The organism is Paenibacillus sp. FSL L8-0644 (assembly GCF_038008165.1).
GTDB lineage: Bacteria > Bacillota > Bacilli > Paenibacillales > Paenibacillaceae > Paenibacillus > Paenibacillus polymyxa_D.
This window is the reverse complement of sequence record NZ_JBBOYN010000001.1, coordinates 3,926,596-3,950,595: the sequence shown is the minus strand read 5'-3', so window position 1 is coordinate 3,950,595 and position 24,000 is coordinate 3,926,596. Positions and strand designations below refer to the sequence as shown.

General features: G+C 46.7%; 19 protein-coding genes and 1 pseudogene. 11 read left to right on the top strand and 9 right to left on the bottom strand.

All coding sequences use genetic code 11. From position 1 onward, the window contains the following. Positions 1–21: 21 nt before the first annotated feature. On the bottom strand, positions 22–285 hold the full coding sequence (locus NSS94_RS17915) for a YkgJ family cysteine cluster protein (protein WP_238437904.1): 264 nt from the start codon (positions 283–285) through the stop codon (positions 22–24). Between the two features lie 297 nt (positions 286–582). Between NSS94_RS17915 and NSS94_RS17910 the strand changes: the two genes are divergently transcribed. Next, positions 583–840: a GlsB/YeaQ/YmgE family stress response membrane protein gene (locus tag NSS94_RS17910; RefSeq protein WP_013311445.1), complete on the top strand. Its 258-nt coding sequence runs from the start codon at positions 583–585 to the stop codon at positions 838–840. A 118-nt stretch (positions 841–958) separates the two neighbouring features. Here the strand turns inward: NSS94_RS17910 and NSS94_RS17905 are convergent, their stop codons facing one another. Further along, positions 959–2,260: an MFS transporter gene (locus NSS94_RS17905; protein ID WP_069012509.1), complete on the bottom strand. Its 1,302-nt coding sequence runs from the start codon at positions 2,258–2,260 to the stop codon at positions 959–961. A gap of 279 nt (positions 2,261–2,539) precedes the next feature. Here NSS94_RS17905 and NSS94_RS17900 point away from each other — a divergent pair, with 279 nt between their 5' ends. The 3 genes from NSS94_RS17900 (at position 2,540) to NSS94_RS17890 (ending at position 4,900) form a co-directional block, all read left to right on the top strand. Then, positions 2,540–3,391, top strand: a complete 852-nt coding sequence (locus NSS94_RS17900; RefSeq protein ID WP_341039817.1) for an amino acid ABC transporter substrate-binding protein — start codon at positions 2,540–2,542, stop codon at positions 3,389–3,391. Positions 3,392–3,464: 73 nt separating this feature from the next. Continuing rightward, entirely contained in the window at positions 3,465–4,133 is a 669-nt protein-coding gene (locus NSS94_RS17895) for an amino acid ABC transporter permease (protein ID WP_029515651.1), read from the top strand. 14 nt (positions 4,134–4,147) lie between these two features. Beyond that, on the top strand, positions 4,148–4,900 hold the full coding sequence (locus NSS94_RS17890; RefSeq protein WP_340886171.1) for an amino acid ABC transporter ATP-binding protein: 753 nt from the start codon (positions 4,148–4,150) through the stop codon (positions 4,898–4,900). A gap of 120 nt (positions 4,901–5,020) precedes the next feature. On the opposite strand, the gene NSS94_RS17885 is transcribed toward NSS94_RS17890, so the two are convergent. The 3 genes from NSS94_RS17885 to NSS94_RS17875 all read right to left on the bottom strand — a co-directional run bounded on the left by NSS94_RS17885 (position 5,021) and on the right by NSS94_RS17875 (position 9,177). After that, a complete protein-coding gene (locus tag NSS94_RS17885; RefSeq protein WP_069012512.1) occupies positions 5,021–6,175 on the bottom strand; it encodes an MFS transporter in 1,155 nt (384 codons plus the stop codon). A 262-nt stretch (positions 6,176–6,437) separates the two neighbouring features. Continuing rightward, complete coding sequence (locus NSS94_RS17880; protein WP_029515648.1) at positions 6,438–7,718, bottom strand: AAA family ATPase; 1,281 nt, start codon at positions 7,716–7,718, stop codon at positions 6,438–6,440. A gap of 1 nt (position 7,719) precedes the next feature. After that, positions 7,720–9,177 carry an RtcB family protein gene (locus NSS94_RS17875; protein ID WP_341039815.1) on the bottom strand — a complete coding sequence of 486 codons (1,458 nt, stop codon included), beginning with the start codon at positions 9,175–9,177 and terminating at the stop codon, positions 7,720–7,722. 548 nt (positions 9,178–9,725) lie between these two features. On the opposite strand from NSS94_RS17875, the gene NSS94_RS17870 reads away from it, so the two are divergent. Together NSS94_RS17870 and NSS94_RS17865 are read left to right on the top strand one after the other, a co-directional pair. After that, positions 9,726–10,055, top strand: a complete 330-nt coding sequence (locus NSS94_RS17870; protein ID WP_013311437.1) for an ArsR/SmtB family transcription factor — start codon at positions 9,726–9,728, stop codon at positions 10,053–10,055. A gap of 29 nt (positions 10,056–10,084) precedes the next feature. Continuing rightward, on the top strand, positions 10,085–11,866 hold the full coding sequence (locus tag NSS94_RS17865; RefSeq protein ID WP_341039814.1) for a SulP family inorganic anion transporter: 1,782 nt from the start codon (positions 10,085–10,087) through the stop codon (positions 11,864–11,866). A gap of 341 nt (positions 11,867–12,207) precedes the next feature. On the opposite strand, the gene NSS94_RS17860 is transcribed toward NSS94_RS17865, so the two are convergent. Next, positions 12,208–12,531, bottom strand: coding sequence for a hypothetical protein (locus tag NSS94_RS17860; RefSeq protein ID WP_341040439.1), 324 nt, complete (start codon positions 12,529–12,531; stop codon positions 12,208–12,210). Between NSS94_RS17860 and NSS94_RS17855 the strand changes: the two are divergent. From NSS94_RS17855 to lpdD, 3 genes and pseudogenes are all read left to right on the top strand, one after another. After that, positions 12,416–14,007, top strand: a pseudogene (locus NSS94_RS17855) (S8 family serine peptidase). The gene NSS94_RS17860 and the pseudogene NSS94_RS17855 sit on opposite strands and share 116 nt — an antisense overlap. A 524-nt stretch (positions 14,008–14,531) precedes the next feature. Further along, complete coding sequence (locus tag NSS94_RS17850; RefSeq protein WP_341039811.1) at positions 14,532–20,045, top strand: S8 family serine peptidase; 5,514 nt, start codon at positions 14,532–14,534, stop codon at positions 20,043–20,045. A 180-nt stretch (positions 20,046–20,225) separates the two neighbouring features. Beyond that, a complete protein-coding gene (gene lpdD, locus NSS94_RS17845; RefSeq protein ID WP_341039809.1) occupies positions 20,226–20,576 on the top strand; it encodes a prenylated flavin chaperone LpdD in 351 nt (116 codons plus the stop codon). 8 nt (positions 20,577–20,584) lie between these two features. On the opposite strand, the gene NSS94_RS17840 is transcribed toward lpdD, so the two are convergent. Continuing rightward, positions 20,585–21,172, bottom strand: a complete 588-nt coding sequence (locus NSS94_RS17840; RefSeq protein WP_029515643.1) for a hypothetical protein — start codon at positions 21,170–21,172, stop codon at positions 20,585–20,587. A gap of 223 nt (positions 21,173–21,395) precedes the next feature. Here NSS94_RS17840 and NSS94_RS17835 point away from each other — a divergent pair, with 223 nt between their 5' ends. Together NSS94_RS17835 and NSS94_RS17830 are read left to right on the top strand one after the other, a co-directional pair. Next, the gene (locus NSS94_RS17835; protein WP_029515642.1) at positions 21,396–21,767 is read left to right on the top strand and encodes a DUF4190 domain-containing protein; all 372 of its coding nucleotides are present in this window, start codon (positions 21,396–21,398) and stop codon (positions 21,765–21,767) included. A gap of 93 nt (positions 21,768–21,860) precedes the next feature. After that, positions 21,861–22,100 carry a hypothetical protein gene (locus NSS94_RS17830; protein ID WP_318627513.1) on the top strand — a complete coding sequence of 80 codons (240 nt, stop codon included), beginning with the start codon at positions 21,861–21,863 and terminating at the stop codon, positions 22,098–22,100. A 153-nt stretch (positions 22,101–22,253) separates the two neighbouring features. Here the strand turns inward: NSS94_RS17830 and NSS94_RS17825 are convergent, their stop codons facing one another. After that, positions 22,254–22,406 carry a DUF1540 domain-containing protein gene (locus NSS94_RS17825; protein ID WP_013311427.1) on the bottom strand — a complete coding sequence of 51 codons (153 nt, stop codon included), beginning with the start codon at positions 22,404–22,406 and terminating at the stop codon, positions 22,254–22,256. Between the two features lie 296 nt (positions 22,407–22,702). Continuing rightward, the gene (gene fabV / locus NSS94_RS17820) at positions 22,703–23,890 is read right to left on the bottom strand and encodes an enoyl-ACP reductase FabV (RefSeq protein WP_029515641.1); all 1,188 of its coding nucleotides are present in this window, start codon (positions 23,888–23,890) and stop codon (positions 22,703–22,705) included. Positions 23,891–24,000: the final 110 nt, after the last annotated feature.

Here is a 24,000-nt window from a genome sequence, read left to right as displayed (position 1 = left end):
TCATATAGAATGAACTTCTCCTTAAGTTTTACCCGGTAAAGTTGACTCCTCTAGCTCTCTCAGTAGCTGATATGCTCTTTCATTAGTGCTTCCGCACGTATCCTCATCAGCATGGAACCCACTGCATACAACTGGGCGCTCAGGTTTGCCAAACAATCGGCAACGGTAATCGGAAGTTAGCTGAGGGCAAGGAACACCAGCTGGTTTTCCATCTGGCATGCCGGGAATAGGGGAAGAAATCGTAATGGCAATGCAGCACGCGGCACATCCTACTCGACACTCCAGTTGGGGTCACTCCTTAATAATCTGTTATTTTTGTAACTTATGCATGAAGTGACATTGATGAAGCCATAATGTGAGGATGGCACAAAAAAAGCAGGAATACAAGGATAAACGCATATGAGACACACTTTTCACACAAGGGGTATAAATAGTCGTAGAGGCACGTAAGATGGTATCAAGTCCCTAAATCAGTGTTCCATACTGTGGTAATATTAACCAATCGTCTTTTGTGTGTTCAAAAGGAGTTCGAGTGGTTAATAATAGAACACAACGATAAAAACTTAAACGAGGTGACGCAAAATGAGTTGGTTATGGGCATTGATTGTTGGTGGTATTATTGGTTGGTTGGCAGGAATTATTGCAGGTCGTGATGTTCCGGGTGGCGTGATAGGTAACATCATCGCTGGTTTTATCGGCGCATGGTTGGGTAGCTTGATTCTGGGAAACTGGGGTCCTGAAATCGGATCATTCTACATCGTTCCTGCATTAATTGGTGCGATTGTGCTGGTCGTGATTGTAAGCTTGATCTTCCGTTCCGTTGGACGGACTAGAGGCTAACTTTACGAATCATTGAATAGACTAGCCCCTATGGGGCACAAGGCTAAAATGGAAAGAAGCTGCTTCCGCAAGGTTCGCAAATGAACCTGTGGGAGCAGCTTTTTTTTGAGGAAAAGTCCTATTGAAAACGCCTGATATGAGGAACACTCAGAACGCCTAGCACGATACACATGCCGATGGTTGCAAACATACCCATGGTGAACATACCACCAAGCTTATCCGCCACAGCACCTACTGCCAGATAGCCGACAGGGAGTAGGGCAAAGGAAAACATTAGATCCAGACTAGCTACACGTCCAAAAGACTCGGCTGGGACTAATTCCTGAAGGCTCGTCTCCCAGATAATCGCAAATATCATAATGCCAAACCCTTCGAGCATCATGCTCATAATCAGTCCTGGCATCCAAGTGACTACAGACAACAGTAGTAAAGCAAGACCGCTGACAAAAGCTCCTAAGTAAGCGAGCAGGCCACGATGCTTCCAATGCTTGCGTGATCCATACACAAAGGCCCCCAACATGGCGCCAATACCGCTACTTGCCATCGCAATGCCATATACGACTGGATTGTAGCCATGATGAACCTTGAACAGCCATGGAATGAGTACAGCGATAATGCCTGAATAACAAATATTAATGAATGAAAAGGCAAGAATCGTAATCCATAGCCAAGGATGGCTTTTGAGAATGGTAAAGCCTGCGATAAAATCCTTGAGAAAATGCTGTCCCCCCTGATCTTGCTGTTCTGGATCTACCTGACCTTTGCCGATGATGGAGGCCAAATGAGCGCTCAGCATCCAAAAACAGGCAAAAGATATCAGATAAGCGATAGAATCCAGCCCAAAGCCCACACCCGGTGAGGAAAAAGATACAATGAAGCCTCCTAACGGAGGACCAAGTAGACGGACGGCTTGTATACTAATCTGGCTAAGCGCGTTGGCTGCATTGCGTATGTCCGGTGTGAACACCTGTGCACGTAAGGCAGAATAAGCGGGATTAAAGATACCGTCCATCAATCCGTATAACGCTAGGCCAACGAATAGAAACGGCAATTTCATCCCGCCCGTAAACATCAGCACGGCCGCAATGAACATCAGCCCAAACCGGGCGATATTCGTAAACAGAAGGAGACGGATTCGGTCAATTCTGTCCACAATCATGCCTGCGAAAGGCAGAATAAGTACGTTAGGCAGCATATAAACCGTCATCGCCAGTCCCATGATAGTAGTCGAGCCTGTTAGGGAATAGATAACCAGTGGCAAAATGACTGTGGTGACTGAGCTCCCCAACATTGCGATCCAATGTCCAAGCCACAACAAGGTGAACGCTTTGGATTGTTTTAAGGGTGAAGTGAAGGTAGCCCAGGCCGAGGGACTGCCTTCAGGTGAAGTAGAGGATAAGGTTGAATTCTGGGTATCCATGATCACACTCCGGTACATATTTCTAAATTGCATATTAAAACCTATTATACGAAATCTCAAACGTGAGGGTACAGAAAAAGTTGCTGTGAGGGGAGTTATAATGAATAACCTGCCAATGAAAGAGTCAACCTAGAATAACTTTAGGCCACAAAAATATATAACTTACCTTTTTCATAGGGATTATTGGATAAAAGCATTGACGCGTGAAAATGAATGATGTACTATTCAATGACCAGCCGCGTGCTAGGTTATCAAGAAAAGGGAAAGAGTGTGGATACCATGAAAAAATTTAGTTTTTTGTCGATTGTACTCATCGTGATGGCATTGCTGGTTTCGGCCTGCGGGAACAACGATAAAGGCGCCAGTACCAATAATGCATCTACCGGAGAAAACGGATCTAATAATGGAAAAGCAGATACCACTGCTACAGCTACTCTTGAATCTGTAAAAGCAAGCGGCAAGCTAAGAATTGGCACGGAAGGCACCTATGCTCCGTTTACCTACCATGATGCTGCTGGTAAACTGACGGGCTTCGATGTCGATATTGCGACTGAAGTGAGCAAACGCCTGGGTGTACAACCGGAGTTTATCGAGACGCAATGGGACGGCATATTCGCAGGGTTGAACTCCAAGCGGTTTGACACAGTGTTCAATGAAGTATCCATTACAGACGAGCGCAAGCAAAAATATGATTTTTCCGATCCGTACATTGTCTCCAAGGCAGTTCTGATCGTAAGCGAAGACAATACAGACATCCATAAATTTGCTGATCTAAAAGGGAAAAAGTCCGGGCAATCCCTGACCAGCAACCTGACTCAAATCGCGAAAAGCAACGGTGCGGAAATTGTGGCAACAGAGGGATTTAACCAAGCCATTGACCTCCTCACTTCCAAACGGGTGGATGCGACCGTCAATGATGGATTATCCTATCTCGATCTGAAAAAGCAAAAGCCAGACGCACCCATCAAAAAGGTGGACGAATCTCCAGATGCTTCACACAGCGCAGCTGTATTCAATAAAGGCAGCGAAGATTTGATCAAGGAAGTAAACAAAGCGCTGGCTGATATGAAGGCTGACGGTACGTATCTGAAAATTTCCGAGAAATATTTTGGAGCCGACGTATCCAAATAATAAATGAAGACCAAACGTTCGCCAAGGCGAACTGAATCTTCTCAAACCTATCTTTTCAAAGGATGTCTGTACAATGGATGATCGCCAAATACAAATCATTATGGATTCATTATTGCCTCTGCTAAAAGCAGGGGTTTCTTTTACGATTCCGCTCACGCTTATCTCCTTTGCTCTGGGACTCGTGCTGGCGCTGATTACAGCGTTAGCCCGTCTGTCCAAATGGAGAATACTCAAGCTGATTTTCGGCTTCTATGTATGGGTGATTCGAGGAACTCCGTTGCTGGTGCAATTGTATATTATTTTCTATGGTTTACCTTCCGTAGGTATTACATTGGACCCGTTTATTGCTTCAGTAATCGGTTTTACCCTCAGCGTAGGGGCTTATAGCTCTGAAATTATACGTGCGGCTATCATATCTATTCAGGAAGGCCAATGGGAGGCGGGATACTCCCTGGGGATGACGCGCTGGCAAGTATTGCGACGTATCGTGCTACCGCAAGCATCCCGTGTGTCCGTACCTCCGTTGGCTAATTCATTCATCAGCTTGGTGAAGGATACCTCACTGGCTGCGACCATCACCTATGTGGAAATGTTCAGAACGGCTAACCAGATTGTAGCTACCACATACGAACCGCTATTGGTGTATACCGAGGCGGGGGTTATTTATCTGCTGTTTAGCACTATTTTGACTGTGCTGCAAAATTACCTGGAGAAGCGACTAGGCCGTTTTTCCGTCAGATAAAGGAGATTGTACCGGTGATCCAAATTCGGAATATACACAAATCGTTCGGCTCGCTGGAAGTGCTTAAGGGTGTTGACGTAACGTTGGGTAAGGGGAAGGTGCTTGTTATCATCGGTCCTTCCGGTTCTGGTAAAACAACGTTTTTACGCTGCTTAAATTTGCTGGAGATTCCTGACCAAGGAGAGATTCAAGTAGGGGATATTGCACTGAATTTTGCGAAAGGAACGAAGCTCCGGCAAGAAAATATTTTGGCGCTGCGCAAGCGGACAGGGATGGTGTTTCAATCCTACAACCTTTTCCCACATATGACAGCAGCACAAAATGTGATGGAGGGACAAGTCACGGTTCAGAAAAAGAGCAAGGACGAAGCGCGCAAACGTGCATTGGAGTTGCTTAAAAAAGTGGGGTTGGCTGATAAAGCCGAATCCTATCCGCATCAGTTATCAGGAGGACAGCAGCAACGTGTCGGTATTGCCCGGGCAATGGCGGTCGAACCTGAGGTACTATTGTTCGACGAGCCGACCTCCGCGCTTGACCCCGAGTTGGTAGGCGAAGTGCTCAAGGTTATAAAACAGCTGGCTGCCGAAGGGATGACGATGGTCATTGTTACCCATGAAATGAAGTTTGCAGCCGAGGTCGCGGACCATGTGATTTTGATGGATCAGGGTGTAATCGTTGAGCAGGGTACGCCGCATGAGGTTCTGGAACAGCCCACCAGTCCACGGGCTATTCAGTTTTTGAATCGTCTGAGCGGGGAAGTGGAATAAAGGGAAATACAGTATTTATTAAAATAAGCGTTTAGACTGAATAAAAGGCAGCTACAGCCGGGCATTTCAAAAATAAAGCCTTGCACCCGTAGCTGCCTTTTGCTCATCAGTTGTCCTCTTTTATTTCATTTTTAATGTAAGCAAAAAAGTAATCAACAGAATACAACAGCCTGCTATAAATGGAGCGAACAGATTTGCATCCAATAAAAAACCCGCTAGAGTAGGGCCTAAAATATTCCCAACACTCATATAGGCATTATTCATACCAGCTACATATCCTTGCTCATTCCCGGCCATCTTCGATAATTGTGTATTAAGAGCTGGACGAAGCATAGCTGTGGCAAAGAAAATAAGGGAAGTGACAAGGAAGATACTCCAGAAATCTTTGGCTAAGAGAAATAAAATATAAGCAACAGAGGTGAAAAGAAGCGATCCTTTGATCACTCTTTGTTCACCAAACTTATTGATTATTTTAGCAACAACTAATGCTTGCATACCGACTCCGATCACAGCACCTGCGGTCAGAATGACAGCAATATTTTGCGGCGAGAATTGGAAGCGGTTCGTTACATATAAACCAAGAACAGATTCAAAATTAGCGAGTCCAAAGGTCATCACCAGGACAAGTACAAAGAGCATTGTATATTTTGACTTCAATGATCTCGCGTATTGTTTATAAATAGATTCCTTCTGAATCATTCTTGCCCGTGCTGCTTTCATTTGCTCTTTCGATAAACTTTCAGGCAAACAAAACACTGAAAAAATAACAGCAGCTATAGCAGCACCTGTCGCTGTGTAAAGCGGCACTCTCGTTCCATATCCTGCAAGAAGACCACCCAATCCAGGTCCAATAACAAATCCGAATGACATGGCTGCGGCGAGCAGGCTGTTCCCTTTGGCGCGTTCTTCGGTTGTTGTAATATCCGCTACATATGCCATCATAGGAGGAACAATCAAGGCTGCTGCCATTCCTTCCAGAAGTCTTGAGGTATACAGCATCCATAATTCATCTCCGATAGCAAAGATAAATTTAGCTACAGCAAAAACAATGACACCTACGAGGATAAAAACTTTTCTCCCATATCGATCAGACAGCTGTCCAGTCAGGGGAGAGAGCAGGAACTGCGTTATGCCATAGGCTGCTACCAATAAACCGATTGCCCGCCCACTGGCTCCAAACTCAATGATCAGTTCCGGCAGGATGGGGGTAATTAAACCCACGCCCACCATAACAATGAAGATATTAATCATTAGAATCCCAAGTATTCTTTTCATGCAAAAAACCTCCTTATCCATTGGTTTCTGGATAGGAGGCAGACATACGAACAAGAAGATACACTGCTCCCGTCAAAGAAGCAATGCTCTTATCGTTAATACCCAAAAGCCTACACTAATCCTATCCAGAAAATTCGTAAGATTACGATTTTTTTCTTTGGTGGAATAGGATTAGTAGATCATTGGCTTAAGGTCACCCTTTCGATACTTTATTGTTTATCAACGTAACATAAATTTCTTGATAAGGCAATGAAAGGATAAATCAGAAGAACCCGACTCGTCCTTCGGCCACATTTTTTAGCCAGTCCTGCTTACGGCTCTTATCGAGCTCGCCTCGCATACCTTTGATAATCAGTTCAATATCGGCTTTTCCCTGCTCATGCCACTCCAGAGCCGTGCTGACATAAAGTTCTCCGAGCTGTGCCAGCGAAAACCCGTCAGTCATGGCTGCCGCCTTCTGTGTACCCGTTTCTCCTGCAAAAACAAGGAAGTTACGCAACTTGAGATATGCCAGTCGCAGCGCTTCGTCAGGCAAACTGATTTCATAAGCCCGGTCGAAACGCCCTGCCCGGTTCATCAGACCCGGGTCGATTTTTTCGGGATAATTGGTCGTTCCGATCAGGAAGATGCCCTCCTTGGATGTAGCACCGTCGAGGGTATTCAGGAAAAAAGAACGCACCTCCTGAGGCATGGAATCAATGTCCTCAATGACCAGCACCATCGGAGCCAGGCGAGTAGCCGCCTCGAACACCTCTTTGACCGATTCACTGGTTGTATACTCCGTAATTTGCCAGTAGGCTGCCGGACCCGGTACACTGCTGGCAATTGATTTTACAAGTGTTGTTTTACCGTTGCCCGGATGGCCGTATAGTAGAATACCGCGCTTGTAAGGAATGTTATAAGTCTGATAGAAGGTACGATCCGCTTCAAAAAACTGATCGAGTGATCGGAAAATATCCCGTTTGATTTCCGCTTTCAAAATCACGTCATCTCGCGTAATTGCGCGGGTTATCGGCTCTGCCTGCCGAGAAAGTCCACGGCTTGTGTCGGTAAACACGGTGACACGCTTCATATTCTGCTTACGTTCACGACCGCGTACTCCCGCGAGGAAGCCTTGCAGCTCCTGGTCGCCTATCGCAAATACGTAATCTTCATTGTACACGCCATTATCACGGAAAAAGGGAACTCGCGCCAGCGCGATGCCCCACTTGGGATAGGCGAATACATTATTACGCATCGACAGATGCACGCCGTATTCAGGAGTCGGCCCGTCATCGTCATACTGGATGGTGCGTTCCTCCAAACGATCGAAGACCCGTGCCACATGCTCCAGGTCGGGACTGCCTGAACGAATATCCTCCTCCAGCAGATCCCAATACTCAATATTGGGATCATCGCTGGCATACAGCACGTATTTTACGCCATAGCGGTTATAGAGTGCTTCACTGATACCGTCGATCAGACGGGCATAAGCGGCATAACCGGTAATGCGTCCATCTGTACGTTCATCAAATTCATAAATAGCTGGGATGTCTATACTCAAATTATTTGGCTCCTTTCAGGGCAGCTAGCGGCTTGCATTTGGCTACAACTACTGCGAGTCCTGCCCCGGTGACACTTTCGATAATATCATCTACATTTTTGTAGGCTTGCGGAGATTCGTCGATAATGCTTTCCAGTGATGCCTGATTGACCACAATTTCGTCGTCTGTCCCTACACCCAGGGCCCCTGCAAAATCGTCCACACTGACGAGTCGTTTGGTCGCAGAACGCGAACGAATACGGCCTGCTCCATGGCAAATGGAGTGGAAGTTATCCTGACCGCCCGGTAAGCCTACCATAATATAAGAGGCTGTTCCCATAGAGCCGGGAATCAGGGCCGGATGCCCTGTCGCCTGATAAGGCCGCGGATTGTCGGGGTGTCCTGCTGGAAGAGCACGCGTAGCACCTTTACGATGCACAAACACACTACCGTGATCCGGATGGGATTCCTCCCAAGCATAATTGTGCATTAGATCGTACAAAGTACGCAACTCGCACTTTGTACCAAAGACATCGCGAAAGGCTTCACGCACGGAGTATGCGATGAGATGTCGGTTCACCACGGCATAATTCAGCGCCGAATACATCATATCGACATAATGTGCAGCTTCGGGATGGTCCAGCGGTGCGAATACCAGTCTCGGGTCAGAGGTACCGAGTCCGAGACGGCTCATCGTCTTGGCAATGGCAGATGAACTAGCCTGGCTGACTGCTCCACCCCAAGCCCGCGATCCAGAATGAATCATCACAGCCACCTGACCGTCGAACATCCCCCAAGCTTCAGCTGTTTCACGGTTTTCCTCCGCGATTTCAATCGCCTGAATTTCGACGAAATGATTGCCTCCACCCAGTGTGCCGAGCTGTCGGTGAGCCCGGTGCCATGTACGGTCTTCGACAAGATTCAGCACCTCCTCGTCAAAGGAGAACTTACTGTGCTCTACATGGGTGAGTGAGGTGGATTTCTTAGGAGTGTAGCTGTCCGGAATATATTTGTTGGGTAAGCCGTGTAGACCCTTGCGTACAATATGCTCCAGTCGGATATCCGAATAATGCCCGCGTTGGTGGGCTTCCATGGGCAAATATTTGTCGATGGTTTTGACCAGCTTACGGCGCAGCTTGGTTTCCTTCAAAGCATCCTTGTGCAGATTGGTCAGGTGTACGCGCATGCCGCAGCCAATATCACTGCCGACGATGGAGGGAGATACGTAACCATCCTCCATTCCCCATACAGCAGTCGTACCGATGCAGGTTCCGACGCCTACATGTACATCTGGTGTGTATCCCATATAGCGGATACCTGGAATTTGTAAATTGTTATTAGCCATCTCGAACACTTTGTAATCCAGTGAGGAGAAAAGTTGCTGAGAAGCATAGACGGTTAGATCACCTGCCGGAAGCTTCATCAGATGGCTGTATGGTCCTTCATGCAAGGACGAGTCGGTTGTATGTTGTATATTCATATAAATGGGTAGTTCCCTTCTTCAAGTAAATTCATAAATACTTGCATAAAAAGATTTAAAAAACAAAAAAAAGCCGCAGACTTGTCGTCTACGGCTTCTTGCACCGAAAGTGTTATTACATTTTATGATCAACACATCATAAATACGTAAAATAACCTGTTCTTCCAATAGCATAAAAAAATAAAAAAGCCCGGCTAATCACGCCGTCAGACAGCGTGATATCACCCATCATGTCGCCCGAACGGGGCCGATGAGACGAAAACTCAAATATGTGGTTGTATCATGCTGCCTGTCTGTCGTTATCATGTAAAGCACGGTCATGTCTGTCGGCCCCCTTTTCTTAAAAGTTAATTGCTATGTTAATGGAAACCTGTGGAAGCTGTCAACCCCTGAAAGGTAGAAGTGTGGAAAAATGTGACTTTACTCATGGTGAAGTGTGAGTAACATCATAGTTCAATTGGCCCGAAGCTGTTATTGTACTAAATATTCAAATATTCAGATATTGTTGATCGTTTATAGGACAATTCTGTGAGGGGGACGGAGCAGGCATGGAAGGAGATCTCCAGAAATTTAAGGCCGACTTTTTCAAAGCATTGGCTCACCCTCTGCGCATCCGCATTTTGGAGGTGCTGAGTGAAGGGGAACGGAATGTGAACGAGCTGCAGACTGCGCTCGGTTCTGAAGGTTCTGCCGTATCGCAGCAATTGGCCGTTTTACGAGCCAAAAATTTGGTGAACAGCTTCAAGGAAGGTACATCGGTTGTGTATTCACTACGTGATCCGCTTTTGACGGAGCTGCTTGCAGTGGCGCGACGGATTTTTGACAATCATTTGGTCGAAGCTATCTCGTTGCTGGAAGGTATACGTAACGAGAAGTAATGCTATTACAGAAAAGAAGGGTTACAGGAATGAAGTGGATAGGAAGGTTCGAAGGCTATAACGCAGGGGCTTTGCGAAAGGATCTCATTTCCGGAAGTATTGTAGCGATTGTGGCGATTCCACTCGGTATGGCGTTTGCCATTGCATCAGGAGTAAAGCCGGAATATGGGCTGTATACGACCATTGTTGCGGGAATTTTGGTTTCGCTGCTGGGAGGATCCAAATTCCAGATCGGAGGACCTACAGGCGCGTTTATTCCGATTTTGCTAGCTATTGTCATGCAATACGGTTATGAGAACTTACTCATAGCCGGTTTTATGGCGGGCATTATGCTCATTTTAATGGGTGTACTCAGGCTGGGGGCATTGATCAAGTTTATTCCCAAGCCAGTAACGATTGGCTTTACGGCCGGAATTGCCGTGACGATATTCAGTGGTCAGATTGCTAACTTTCTCGGCTTGCGCGGGGTAGAGAGGCATGAAACTTTTCTGCCTTCCATGGCAGAGCTCATCCATCGACTTCCTTCACTGAATGTGTATAGTATCCTGACGGCTTGTATCTGTCTTGCCGCGCTTATTTTGGTGCCTAAAAAATGGCCCAAGATACCCGGATCACTGGTTGGTCTACTCTTGTCAACGCTGGTGGCAGCTTTACTTTTTCCAGGGCAGGTGGCTACGATTGGCTCTGCGTATGGCACAATTCCAGCATCTTTGCCTGAGCTACATATTCCTGCGGTGACGTGGGATTTGATCGTGAAACTCTTGCCGCCAGCACTTGTTATTGCAATGCTGGGAGCTATTGAATCTCTGCTTTCAGCGGTGGTAGCTGACGGTATGACGGGAGCCCGGCATAGCAGCAATCGTGAACTGGTTGGACAAGGGATTGCTAATTTGCTGACACCGCTGTTCGGCGGTATTCCTGCGACAGGTGCAATTGCCCGCACCGCCACAAATATCCGTAATGGTGCTGTTTCTCCTATGTCAGGCATCGTACATGGGTTCGTGGTGCTCCTCATTCTGGTGCTTTTTGCACCTTACGCATCTAACATTCCGTTGGCCAGTATGGCTCCGGTGCTGATGGTAGTAGCGTGGAATATGAGTGAGCGCAAGCATTTTGCGCACATTCTCAAAACGCGGACAGCGGATTCTATTGTGCTGGTTGTCACCTTTTTGCTGACGGTTTTTACGACGCTGACAACGGCTGTGGAGGTAGGCCTGATTCTAGCGGTTGTATTGTTTGTTAAACGTATGAGCAGTACACTTTCAGTAGACAAGGTACTTCCTGATCCTTCTGTAAAACATGAAAAAGTAGGCGCCCATATGGTCACAGATCAGCATGATTGTCCACAAGTGGCTATTTACAATGTGGAAGGCCCTCTATTTTTCGGTGCAGCCTCGGTATTGGAAAACTCAGGTGTGGGAGGCCGGACTGATCACCTACAAGGGATTTTGTTGTTACGTATGGGAAAGGTTCCTTTTATGGATATGACGGGAGAAGGTAACTTTACTGCATTAATTCAGAAATACCGGAAGTCTGGCGGGACAGTGCTTGTTTCCGGACTCCAGCCTCAACCGTTGGCATTACTACAGAAAACCGGATGCTACGACATGATTGGACAAAAGCATTTTTTTGAACACACAGGAGAGGCCCTTACGGCTGCCCTTGCACTGGTGAATCAGGATCATTGCTGTGGATGCAGGCAAATGGCTTTCCGAGAATGTACGAGTCTGTGCCGCAGACCGCAGCCAACCAAATCATCCTTTCCAGATGGAGCCGTCTCGGTTCCCATACCTGTAAATAGCGGCAGATAACACTCTTTTAAGTTTCTTGCTGAATGTCGAAAAATCTCTTCTGATCTCCGAAACCAAGTGCACAATGAAGACTTGCATTTGCTTCGAAAATGGAAGAGATTTTTCTTTTTTTCAAGGAAAAAAGGAATAAAATTCAAAAGAATGCTTGAATATCTGATTTTATGACACTATACTAGATTCAAAAGATACCATATGTTTCATTCTTTTGTTTTAAATTGTATTTTAATACTTGCACATTAACCTCCTCGATTACTTCTAAATTTCTTATCCTACCTTTCTCTTCATTTTTTTCACTTATCATTTTCAAACTTGTCCACCTGTTTCTACCCGATGCTCGTTTTTTACGGTCTGCACCAAGGGTTGTTCACCTCAGAATGATGATCTATGGATTTCACCCCGGCGGAATCTATATTTTTTAAAGGAGGTGAGTACCAGAGGCTATTTTGTGAACTTTTGACGTAGCTGTCCGGAAGGTTGTCCTTGAGAATTAAAAAACCAAGTAAAGGGAGATGGAAAGTATTGATTAAGTCGAAAAATATCAAAAAGACACTGTCGGTCAGTTTTACCGCTCTTCTTGCCTTTTCTCTAATTTCCCCGGTATATGGGGATTCCAGCACAACCACCTCAGCAGGAGGATCAACCATTTCCGCCAAGGTTTCAGCCAAGCTGAACCAACAATTCAGTGCCAGTGAGTATGTCACCTGGTTAAATTGAAGGATCAGGTGGATACGGAGTCCGTTGCCAAGCATGCTTTCCAAAAGGCCTCTGCAGAGCAGATTTCACCCGCTGCTGCTAAGCTTTCTGTACGTACAACAGTTGTGAACTCTCTCATGGATACAGCAGAAAAAACGCAACAATCCGTGGAAGAATACTTAAAGAAAGAAGTTAATAACGGAAGCGTCAAAAAGTACAAGAGTTACTTTATTGTGAACGCTTTTGCGGTCACCAGCACCAAAGAGGTCATGGATAATCTGGCCACACTTCCTGAGATCGACAAAATTTTACCGGATGAAAAGCGGGAACTGCAAAAGGTAGAAATAGATAAGGATGCCCAGCCTGTGGTTGAGGAATCTACAGCTGACCAAATGGTTGCAGATCAGGCCGCTGTAGATACGGCTGTGACGGAAGAGAATGCGCAAAAATCGGTGGAAGAATCCGTATATAAGGATGCGGTAACGCCAAGCCGTGTCGAGTGGAATATCTCTAAAATCAAAGCACCACAGGTTTGGGCCAAAGGCATTGACGGCAAAGGCATTGTTGTCGCCAATCTGGATACAGGCGTTGAATATACTCACCCGGCGTTGAAAAGAAAATGGCGTGGTCTGAATGCTTCCGGTCAGGTCGTGAATCCAGAACTGAGCTGGTATGATGCGGTTGATGGAGCATCGCTGCCAACTGATTCAAATGGACATGGTACACATACGATGGGTACAAGCGTTGGCTCGGACAGCAACGGTACGAATGAAATCGGTGTTGCTCCTGGCGCCAAATGGATTGCGGTTCGAGTATTCAATCCAGATACCACCGACTCCATCTTACTGGACGGTGGACAATGGATTCTTGCTCCTGTAGATAAAAACGGTAAAAAGCACCCTGAGCTTGCACCGGATGTGGTGAATAACTCTTGGGGCGGTGGACCTGGCCTGGATGAATGGTATCGTCCAGTCACCAAGGCGTGGAGAGCGGCTCAGATTTTCCCTGAGTTCTCCGCAGGCAACACAACACTGTCCAATCCGGGCGGACCTGGGTCTGTAGCCAATCCGGCAAATCTGCCGGAGGCTTATGCGACAGGAGCCACGGACGTTAACAACAAGCTAGCCAGCTTCTCGCTGCGCGGTCCTTCTCCTTATGGCGAAGTGAAGCCTGAAATTTCGGCTCCTGGTGTAAACATCCGTTCTTCTGTACCGGGCGGAGTGTATGAGGGGGGATGGAACGGTACCTCCATGGCAGGCCCGCATACTGCCGGATTAGCAGCATTACTGCTTCAGGCCAAACCATCTTTGACCGTGGACCAACTGGAGGATGTTATTTCAAAAACAGCAACTCCGCTGACAGACAGCCAGTATCGGACTTCACCGAACAATGGTTACGGATATGGTCTGATCGACGCGCTTGCTGCGGTGAACTCCGTACTTAAGTAAAAATAATCAGACAGGATTAAGAAAGTCTTCCGAAAATCCCTTTGAGCGGCTCGTACAGAGATTGCATACACCTGCTAACCGTGTAATGCACTAATTACGTAGCCGCTAAAAAGGGGTTTTCGTACATAAAAGAATATAAAAGTTATAGAATTTCAAGAAAAATGCAAAAAAATGACTTGTATATCTGTTTTGATAACTTTATACTATTCCATAATATATGATTATATATCAATTTTTAATATAAACTGTAATGATATAACATGTTTTTCTTCGAAGTTCTCCTGCTTTTTCTCCTTGGTTTCTACTGAATTTCATCGCTCTTCTATTGGGATTGTAAACTCACCTATGAAGTACCGCCATCTATGAACAGCCAAATATTTTTGTGCCTCTATATTCTATGAAGGAGGTGGTCGCCAACCACATCATGTTGCGCAACCCGTGTGTTTGATGTGCAAGGCATGAGGTCTTACTCTGTACAGGTTATTTCAGAAACATTAAACCTAGTAAAAGGAGTGGAAAAGTAATTGATTAAACCTAAACGATTCAAGAAACCACTGTCTATCGGACTATCTTTACTAATGGCCTTTTCCTTTGTTCAACCTGCTTTGGCGAATAACACACCGGATGGCTCCAAGCTGGAGCTGAAATCAGCCTCTCACAAGGTCACGACCGCGAAGGTATCTCCGAAACTGACCAAACAGTTTGAGGAGAATAACTATGTTACCTATCTGGTCAAATTAAAAGAACAGGTAGACACCAACAAGGTTTCCAAAAATGCTCTCCAAAAGGCCTCACTTGAGAAAATAACACCCTCCGCTGCCAAAATGGCTGCACGCAGCCATGTGATCAGCTCTCTGCGTGAAACCGCTTCAAGAACCCAATATGGGCTTGAAAATTACTTGGACAAGCAATCAGAGAGCGGCGGAGTGAAGGAATATAAAAGCTATTTTATTGTCAATGCATTGGCTGTAACAAGCACCAAGGAGGTGCTGGATCATATTTCGAAACTACCTGAGGTCGATAAAGTCTTACCGAATGAAACGCGTTATCTGCAAAAGGTGACAGTTGACAAGCAAGCAGAGGGAGCAAGTGCCAAAACGGCTGAAACAGCTGCAACAGCGACAGCAGCAACGGCGAAGTCTGCATCGGTAGAGAAAGCTGTAGAGCTGGAGAAGGACGATGGCAAAACATCGGCTAAGCCTGGCAATGCAGGTAAGAACGCTGTAGACCCATCTACGGTGGAATGGAACATATCCCATATTAACGCACCACAAGTGTGGGAAAAAGGAATCGACGGAACCGGAATCGTGGTCGCCAATCTGGATACAGGTGTAGATTATACACATCCGGCCCTTCATCGCAAATGGCGGGGTCTGGACGCGGCAGGCAATGTCGTGAATCCCGAGCTGAGCTGGTACGATCCGCATAGTCATTCGACGCTTCCGGTCGATCAGGAAGCCGATTCCCATGGTACGCACACGATGGGAACGATGGTCGGCTCTGAGGAAAACGGAACGAACCGAGTGGGCGTTGCACCTGGCGCCAAGTGGATTGCGGTTCGGATTTTTAATCCGGAAACGACGGATGCAATTATACTGGATGGCGGTCAATGGCTGCTTGCGCCAAAAGATGCCCAAGGGAATCTTCATCCCGAGCTTGCTCCAGACGTAGTGAACAACTCGTGGGGGGGCGGACCGGGTCTTGATGAATGGTTCCGGCCTGTGGTTCAGGCATGGCGGGATGCTCAAATTTTCCCCGAATTCTCTGCAGGTAACACCTCTCTTTCCAATCCGGGCGGACCTGCCTCAGTAGCCAATCCGGCGAACTATCCGGAATCCTTCGCTACTGGAGCCACGGATAGCAATGATAATCTGGCCAGCTTCTCATTGTTAGGACCCTCACCCTATGGTGAAGTGAAGCCCGAAGTTTCCGCGCCGGGTGTTAATATCCGGTCATCTGTTGCTGGTGGCGCCTATAAAGGCGGATATAACGGTACTTCTATGGCGGGACCTCATGTTGCGGCCCTTGCAGCGCTGTTGCTGCAAGCGAATCATTCGCTTACCGTAGATCAACTTGAGGAAATTTTGATGAATACGGCTACACCACGAACGGACAGCACATATCCTACTTCACCAAACAATGGCTACGGACATGGTGTCATTAATGCGCTGGATGCGGTCGGTTCGGTCATGCAGGGTCTGGGCTCCGTGTCTGGTAAAGTTGTAACGGGTGGCGACGATCTGGAAGCACCTGTTCTCGAGCATACACCGCCCGCTGCGGCATTCGAGGGTATTGATATACCTCTGACTGCTCATGTAACGGATGATGTCGGCGTGACAGCCGTTGAGGCATTTGCCAAAACAGCGGGTACGTCAAACTATGTATATATTCCGTTGGAACGGACCTCCGGCGACAGCAAAGATGGTACATATCAAGCATCCATCCCGACTTTTTTGGTGGATAGCGCTGGTCTGGAATACTATATTCGTGTAAATGATTACGGTAATAACGGATTTGAAACTGAAGTATATAAGGTGAAAATCTCTAAAGGGGTAAAACCAGGCTACACACAAGACTTTGAAAAAGACATTGCCGGTATTAATATCGGTGGACAGGGCAGTGTTTGGAAATGGGGAACTCCAACAAGCGGCCCTAAAAGCGCACATTCGGGTACAAAGGTCATCGCGACCAATCTCGAAGGCCAATATCAGACCAACTCCAACAGTTATTTTATGGCCCCTCCGATTGATCTGACCGAGAGCTCAAAAGGGGCACTGGTCAGCTTCAAGCATTGGTACGATCTTGAAAACAATTCTGATTTCGGCAAAGTGTACGTAGCAACCACAAACAATCAGAATGCGTTTGAGCAGGTATTATCGTTTACCGGCGCCAGCAACGGCTGGAAAACACAATATCTTGATTTGCGGGCATTCGCGGGTCAAAAGGTATACCTCCTGTTCAACTTTACTAGTGACAATACGGTTGTGAAAGATGGCTGGTATATTGACGATCTGTCGATTCAGGAGCCAGACACCGTTGCACCTGCTGCGCCGAGCAATTTGACTGCTGAAGCAGATACTGTGGGCAACGTCACGCTGGCCTGGAATGCTTCCTCCGATGAAGATGTGAAGCAGTACAAGGTGTATCGTTCTACCCAGTCAGGTAAAAATTATGCTTCCGTCGGTACAACCTCAGCACTGACATTCACAGATACCATCACGGTCGGTGGAGCGACCTACCATTATGCAGTGGCGGCCGAGGATTATAGTGGCAATGAAGGAATCAAGTCGAATGAGGCTTCTCTGAGAGTAGACGTGCCGGATACGCTGTATAGCGATCATTTTGATGGCAGCTCGGATAATGGCTGGACTCATTCCGGCACCAAAGATGAGTGGGAACGCGGCGTTCCTAAGGAAGTAGGACCAGAGAGTGCGGTGTCCAAACCGAATGTGTGGGCAACCGATCTGGATAGCAATTATGAGAACGGAGCTGACTTTTCGCTGGTTTCACCAAAAATTAATTTGCAAGCTGTACGCAACGCAACACTGACCTTCAATCACTGGTTTGAAATTGAGGCTGGCTATGATTACGGTTATGTGGAAGTGTCCAAAAACAATGGTGACACGTGGAGCGAGCTGGGCAAATTTTCTCACAATACGAACGGGAAAAAGTGGGCTCCGGTTTATTACAATCTGGATAGCTACGCCGGCAATGAAATTCAAATTCGCTTCCGTTTGAAATCGGATAACAGTGTGAACAAGAACGGCTGGTATATTGACGATTTCCGTGTGCTTGGCATTCCAGCTACAACAGTGACCAAGGACATCGTACCTGAGTCGAATATCAAGCTGGAAAAAGCGGAAGAACAGTTCCCGCTGTACAAAATTACAAGTACTGAAAAGAGTGAATTCCAGGAGAAAGTGAAGCCGGCAGAAACAACGGTGGAACGTGGACGTGTCGGTCTCGACAGTCTTCCAGCCAGCGCTACGGTTACGGTATTGGAAACCGGACGTTCGGTAAAAACGGATCCGACCACGGGCAAATACAGCTTCACCCATGTAGCCGGCGACTATACGCTGAAGGCTGAAGCCTACGGTTACGTGCCTCAAACGAAAGCAGTCACGATTGAGAATAACAAAGTTATCAGAGCAAACTTTAGTCTTCAGGCCATACCTCACGGTACGATTCACGGGGTCATTACCGACAAGCAATCCGGTGAACCGATCCAAAAAGCGAAAGTGTTGGTGGTGGAGGATGCACGTATTGCTCCGGTAGAAACGAATGAGGCTGGAGAATTTACGCTGGATGTGCTGGAAGGAACATACACCTTGTCCATTGCAGCCGAAAATTATTATAGCGACAGTGTATCCGTTACTGCTCCTCCGAATGGTAGTGTGGCAGCGAATGTCATGTTGAAACCTTTTATCGGGTTCCAAGGAGGCATTGCTTACGATGACGGGACAGGAGAAAATGCTAGAGCCTTTAACGCGGCAGGCAATTCATGGGCAGTCAGAATGACACCTGAGTCGGAAGTGACTCAAGTGACAGGAGCATCGCTTCTGTTCTGGAACTCTGCCTTCCCGAATCCGGGAGGAACGGCATTCCAATATTCTGTCTATGACGCCTCCGGTGTGGCAGGAGCACCTGGACGATTGTTGGCTGGTCCATTCGACGGGACTGCCGTACGGGATGAGACACAATGGACGACGGTGCAGCTCCCAGAGCCGGTGACGGTTCAAGGTGACTTCTACATCGTATATACACAGTCTGCTGTAGGCACACAGTCGCCGGGTCTTGCTACAGATGAAAGCAGTCCCAATGCGCTTCGAAGCTGGCAAGGTGTAAGCGGCACATGGAGCCAATCACCTGAGGAGGAAGGGAACTACATGATCCGGGCTATCGTCAGATATCCGGTGAATGCTCCAACGATTACGACTCCTACGAAGGCTACCTATACGCAGGAAGAGACGATTACCGTAACAGGAACTTCTCCGGCAGAAGGAGCCGATATTCAGCTCTTTAACGGTAAGGAGCTGGCTGGCACAACGAAGGTGAAGGATCGTCAGTTCAGTCTGTCGGTTGATCTTCAACCAGGTGCTAATCCGCTAAGTGTTCAAGCAGCGGTATACGGCAAAATAACGGATCGTTCCGAGCCGGTAGTTGTGACGCTTGACCAGACTAAACCGGGTCTGATCCTGACTTCACCTGATGAAGGGGCGCGTACAAACGCGGGTGTAGTCAGTGTAGTCGGTACTGTGTATGACGAGTTCCTCACCGAATTGACGATTAATGGTGAGCCCGCTGAATTTGGAAGTGACGGCAGCTTTAACAAGCGGTTGCTTATCAACGAAGGTGAAAATCAAATTACGGTGACGGCCAAGGATCTTGCCGAAAACGAAACAACCGTTACGCGCTCGGTGTATGTCGATACAGCTCTGCCGAAGCTTGAAAACATTAGTCCTGCTGAGGATGTGCGTATTACTCCAGGACAGTCGGTACGAGTATCCTTTGACAGTGCATCCGGTTTGGAGGCGTCCTTCCATGTGGAGCTGCCTTTCAACCTGTCCACTTTGGGTCGCAACGATATTCCATTAAATGAAACTTCGTCAGGCCACTATGAAGGTACTTATTTCACTTCATCTTCCCTGAACCTGGAAGGCGGAGTCATCGTGATCCGGGTAAGGGATGCAGCGGGAAATGAAGTGGAGACGGAGGCACCGGGAAGATTGTATGTAACCAATGGTGGAGGACAGAACCCTGATCCGAATCCACCTACATCCAATGAGAAGCCAGTAGCCATTATTCAGGCTAATGAATCCGCTAAGAAGAACAAAAATGTACAATTTAACGCCAAAGCTTCCCGTGATGTAGACGGTGAGATCGTCAGTTACAGCTGGAATTTTGGGGATGGTGATACGGCGGTCGGTTCCAAGGTGAAGCATAAATTCACCACAGCTGGAACGTATACCGTGGAGCTAACGGTGACGGATAATGACGGCGCAAGCGGTAAGACTGTGCATACGATCACGATCCGTTAACACCCAGTAGGAAATGGAATGCTTGTTTTAGAATAACAATGAAGGCCCACAGCAAGCTACGGTTTATAGGCTGCTGTGGGCCATTTTTAAATTGTCGAACTGTTCAAGAAGCGATACAATGAGTAGAACTCTATAAAGTGAATCGTTTCACAATAATATTTTTTAGCAGGAGAGGATCCTATGATTCATTTGCAAAAAGAAAGCGGACGTATCCGTCTTGTACTGGATGCCTATTTTATGGGGGAAGATATCGTTGTACTCATTTCTGGCGGTGATCAGCCCCATTTGGGAACGATTACAGCAGGGGCCAGACTCGAGCCGATTCAAACTGTGCAATTGCAAAATCACAAGGAGTTTTATATTACCGAAGAAATTGCAGTTCGCTTACGAAAAGAGTTTGCGGGCAATTTTGCCATTTGCTGCGGGACACATTTGGACCATGCATCCAAGGACGAAATCCGAGTGCTGACAGATATGGCCATACAACTGGGAAAAGAGCTCATTGGAGAACTCAAGCAGGCACGCTTGTAGAGACTTTTTTAAGTGAACTCCCGAAAGAGCAGATTGCGATAGGGGTACTTACTAAAGGAATACTTAAAAAGCAATGCAAAGCCATCGTCCTCAATTTGTACGGATTTCAGCGCAGAGGATGGAATCAAACTACGGATCATGACATGAACTGCACGCTGGTCTTGTCTGTTGATCGCTTTGGCTAAGGCAGAAGCAAAACATGGATTACGTGCCAATTCGCGATACAGCGGAAAAACGGCTTTTGCGATGGCGCGATGAACTCTCGGCTCAAATGTAAACTGCACAGTCCCCGGTGGAATCGTTGTTCCATTCGTATAATAGAGCATCGGTGGCTGAGCTAAAAAGGAAATAAAGTAGCCGATGCCGTTCGTGCCTAAGCCTTGTTTGGCGGCAAATGGAGCTACTGAGCAGAGAAGGGATTTCATCCGATCCAAATTCGCCTGAACGACAGCTCGTGACCATTGGACGGCAAAAGCACGTCGGGTTGCAATAGCTTTGTAAAATGGCAGCATAGCAGTGGATATTATCCTAAGTGTGTTTGCATTTAAACGTTTGTGAGGCGAGCGCTTTCTGTGGGATGTTGCACGATATAGCATAGCTCCGACCTCCTTGGCAGGATGCTCTCATGGAGCACAATTGATCTGTAACAGGTAAAATACTGTATGCCCAGTTACCTCAAAAAGTGCTAATATCGCTATGTTTCTTCTTTTTAACGTTCTAATTTAAAAATTCGAAATAAGTACTGTCCTGATTTGTAAGATTGTGGTACCCTAGAACTTATATAATTGCTATTTTTCGTATTGGAGTTGAATTTAACAGATGAGTGATTTGTACAAGGAGCCTCGATCTTCCGATCCTTTTCAGGAGACGAACGATTATAACGCCCCATTTAACCCGCCCCCAGTAGTTCCACCTACCAATAGTAAAGCTGTTGCCTCGATGGTGCTCGGGATTTTATCTGTTGTCATTCCCTATCTTGGGTTGATTATCGGAATTGTGGGTATTATTTTGTCCAGTCTTTCCCTGAAGGAAATTAACCGTCATGGCGAGCAAGGCAGAGGTATGGCCATTGCTGGACTGGTATGTAGTATTATCGGTACACTGATTTATACACTGATCATCATTTTTATAGTTATTGTTTTTATTGTAGCGGCCTCCAGTGGCGATCCGGATATTTTTTCAGACATTTAATGAATTGAAGATTGTTTGAGTCAGACAAACCATTCACGATTTGACTATTGGATGCTATGATAAAAGGAGTCCAATGAAGGAGAGTGAAGCCGTATGGCACGTACTCAAACACAAAAAGCGCTAAGCAAGGCAAAACGCGCTGGAATCTATTGCGCGGCACAGAGCCGCAAAACAAATGACCATTATGGCGAGATTTCACAGCACATACGAATGAAGCCGACCAAGCAGGAACAATTACAAAAGGTCAAGCATAAGAAGCGAATCGTTCAGAGCGACGCTTCTTTTTTTGTCTTTAGAGAGAACAGCAGTGTCCTTTTCGGCGTGGATTTATAAAGTAGCAGAGAAATGATTGTATACAAGCGAAAAGCGCTTTTCTGTACCGAAAAAGGACTTGATAATAATTATCATTCTTGTTAGAATATCATAAGAAAGAAGGAACCCGGGCATGGGCTCCTTCATTATAAAGCTAGGCTTGAAATCAAAGATTTACTTGGCTTCGAAGGTTTTGCAGTCTGTTTCTTCAGACTTGTGAGTGTCTTCTGGTCTGTTGCTTACGATGTAAATGGAGCTAGCGCTGCATTTATTCTCTTGGGCCCAGTACGTACAAGAGTTGACTTCACACAGAACGTCTTTTGCCATGTTGTGCACCTCCTTATATGGGTGTGATGGGCTGAGCAAATAGTATCACGGTCAGTCAAGGTAGGACTTGTCCAACTGTGTTTACCCTCTTGTTAGGAAGAGGGATTTTGCTATGCCTACCTGTACAATATCAAATGAAATTTAAAATTGCAATGATAGCATCATTTGCAGTTCAAAGCGGACATAAGTGTCCCTTTTAATTAAAAACAAAAGCTGTCCTCCATGCAGAACGAAATGTTTCTCTGCTGGAGAACAGCTTTTTTTGTTTTTCTAACATAGGGACAGCACTAAAAGACTTAGCGCACGTTAGGAATATTTATGATGGGATCAATATCAGCATCATAGTCCACACCTTCGAACTCAAAGCCGAACAGTTGGAAAAATTCGCGACGATATCCTTCAAGATCTGACAATTCGTAGATATTGTTGGTCGTCAGCGCCTCCCATATCTTCTCAACCTCTGCCTGCACGTCTTCGCGCAGTTCCCAATCATCAATGCGAATACGTCCTTCTTCATCTACAGGAGTTTCTGGTGCGTACAGACGCTCAGCAAACAGGCGGTAGCTCTGTTCTACGCACCCTTCATGCAGCCCTTTTTCCTTCATTACCTTATATAAAGCAGAAATATACAGAGGAACGACAGGGATAGCGGAGCTTGATTGGGTAACGAGTCCTTTGGTGACTGCGACGAAGGCGCGTCCGCCTGTAACTTTCAGCTGATCGTTCAGCTGACGTGCTGTCTCCTCCAGATGATCCTTTGCACTTCCGATACTGCCCTCTCTGTAGATGGCTTGTGTAATATCTGAACCGATGTACGAAAAAGAGAAGGTCGTTGCAGTATCGGCGAGCACGCCGCCAGCACGCAAGGCGTCAATCCACAATTTCCAGTCCTCACCGCCCATAACTTCTACAGTTCCTTGTACCTCTTCTTCTGTTGCGGGTTCGAGCGTCACGCTGCTGACTTCCCCGGTGTGGAAGTTAACGGTCTTGTTTGTGTAAGGCTTACCAATAGGTTTAAGCACGGAATTAAACGTTTCGCCTGTGCGGGGATTTGTACGGCGACCTGAAGCGACACTATAAACCACTAGATCGACTTGTCCCAGTTCTTCGCGAATGGCTTCCACCGTTTTGGCTTTGACCTCATCCGAGAAGGCATCTCCTGTCACGCTTAAGGATTTAAGCCCAGCTTCCTGAGCGGCTTTTTCAAATGCAGCAGAATTGTACCAGCCTGCCGATGCTGTGCGTGTAGCCGTAGCATTGCTAGGACGATACACGCCAATTGTATTGGCACGCGCACCGAAGGCGGCAGTAATGCGAGAAGCCAATCCATATCCGGCAGATGCCCCGATTACAAGTACATTACGGGGGCCTTGGATAGCAGGACGGGCCTGTACATAGTCAATTTGCTCCTGAACATGTTGGGCACAGCCCACCGGATGAGCAGTGGTGCAGATAAAGCCACGTGTTCTTGGTTTGATAATCATGTTATTGTAATTCCTCTCTTCTTGTAGCGATCTTCACCCTTACTATTTTAACTTTTAACTATTTTTTTTCAAACGTGGATTTTAGTAAGTATCCTTTTTACCCAAAAGTG

Excerpts from the sequence above, each read along its gene's own strand:
- NSS94_RS17905 (WP_069012509.1), bottom strand. The coding sequence starts at position 2,260 with ATGGATACCCAGAATTCAACCTTATCCTCTACTTCACCTGAAGGCAGT.
- NSS94_RS17865 (WP_341039814.1), top strand. The coding sequence starts at position 10,085 with ATGAAGTGGATAGGAAGGTTCGAAGGCTATAACGCAGGGGCTTTGCGA.
- NSS94_RS17835 (WP_029515642.1), top strand. The coding sequence starts at position 21,396 with ATGAGTGATTTGTACAAGGAGCCTCGATCTTCCGATCCTTTTCAGGAG.
- NSS94_RS17870 (WP_013311437.1), top strand. The coding sequence starts at position 9,726 with ATGGAAGGAGATCTCCAGAAATTTAAGGCCGACTTTTTCAAAGCATTG.
- NSS94_RS17875 (WP_341039815.1), bottom strand. The coding sequence starts at position 9,177 with ATGAATATACAACATACAACCGACTCGTCCTTGCATGAAGGACCATAC.
- NSS94_RS17895 (WP_029515651.1), top strand. The coding sequence starts at position 3,465 with ATGGATGATCGCCAAATACAAATCATTATGGATTCATTATTGCCTCTG.
- lpdD (WP_341039809.1), top strand. The coding sequence starts at position 20,226 with ATGATTCATTTGCAAAAAGAAAGCGGACGTATCCGTCTTGTACTGGAT.
- NSS94_RS17840 (WP_029515643.1), bottom strand. The coding sequence starts at position 21,172 with ATGCTATATCGTGCAACATCCCACAGAAAGCGCTCGCCTCACAAACGT.
- NSS94_RS17830 (WP_318627513.1), top strand. The coding sequence starts at position 21,861 with ATGGCACGTACTCAAACACAAAAAGCGCTAAGCAAGGCAAAACGCGCT.
- NSS94_RS17885 (WP_069012512.1), bottom strand. The coding sequence starts at position 6,175 with ATGAAAAGAATACTTGGGATTCTAATGATTAATATCTTCATTGTTATG.
- fabV (WP_029515641.1), bottom strand. The coding sequence starts at position 23,890 with ATGATTATCAAACCAAGAACACGTGGCTTTATCTGCACCACTGCTCAT.
- NSS94_RS17900 (WP_341039817.1), top strand. The coding sequence starts at position 2,540 with ATGAAAAAATTTAGTTTTTTGTCGATTGTACTCATCGTGATGGCATTG.
- NSS94_RS17825 (WP_013311427.1), bottom strand. The coding sequence starts at position 22,406 with ATGGCAAAAGACGTTCTGTGTGAAGTCAACTCTTGTACGTACTGGGCC.
- NSS94_RS17910 (WP_013311445.1), top strand. The coding sequence starts at position 583 with ATGAGTTGGTTATGGGCATTGATTGTTGGTGGTATTATTGGTTGGTTG.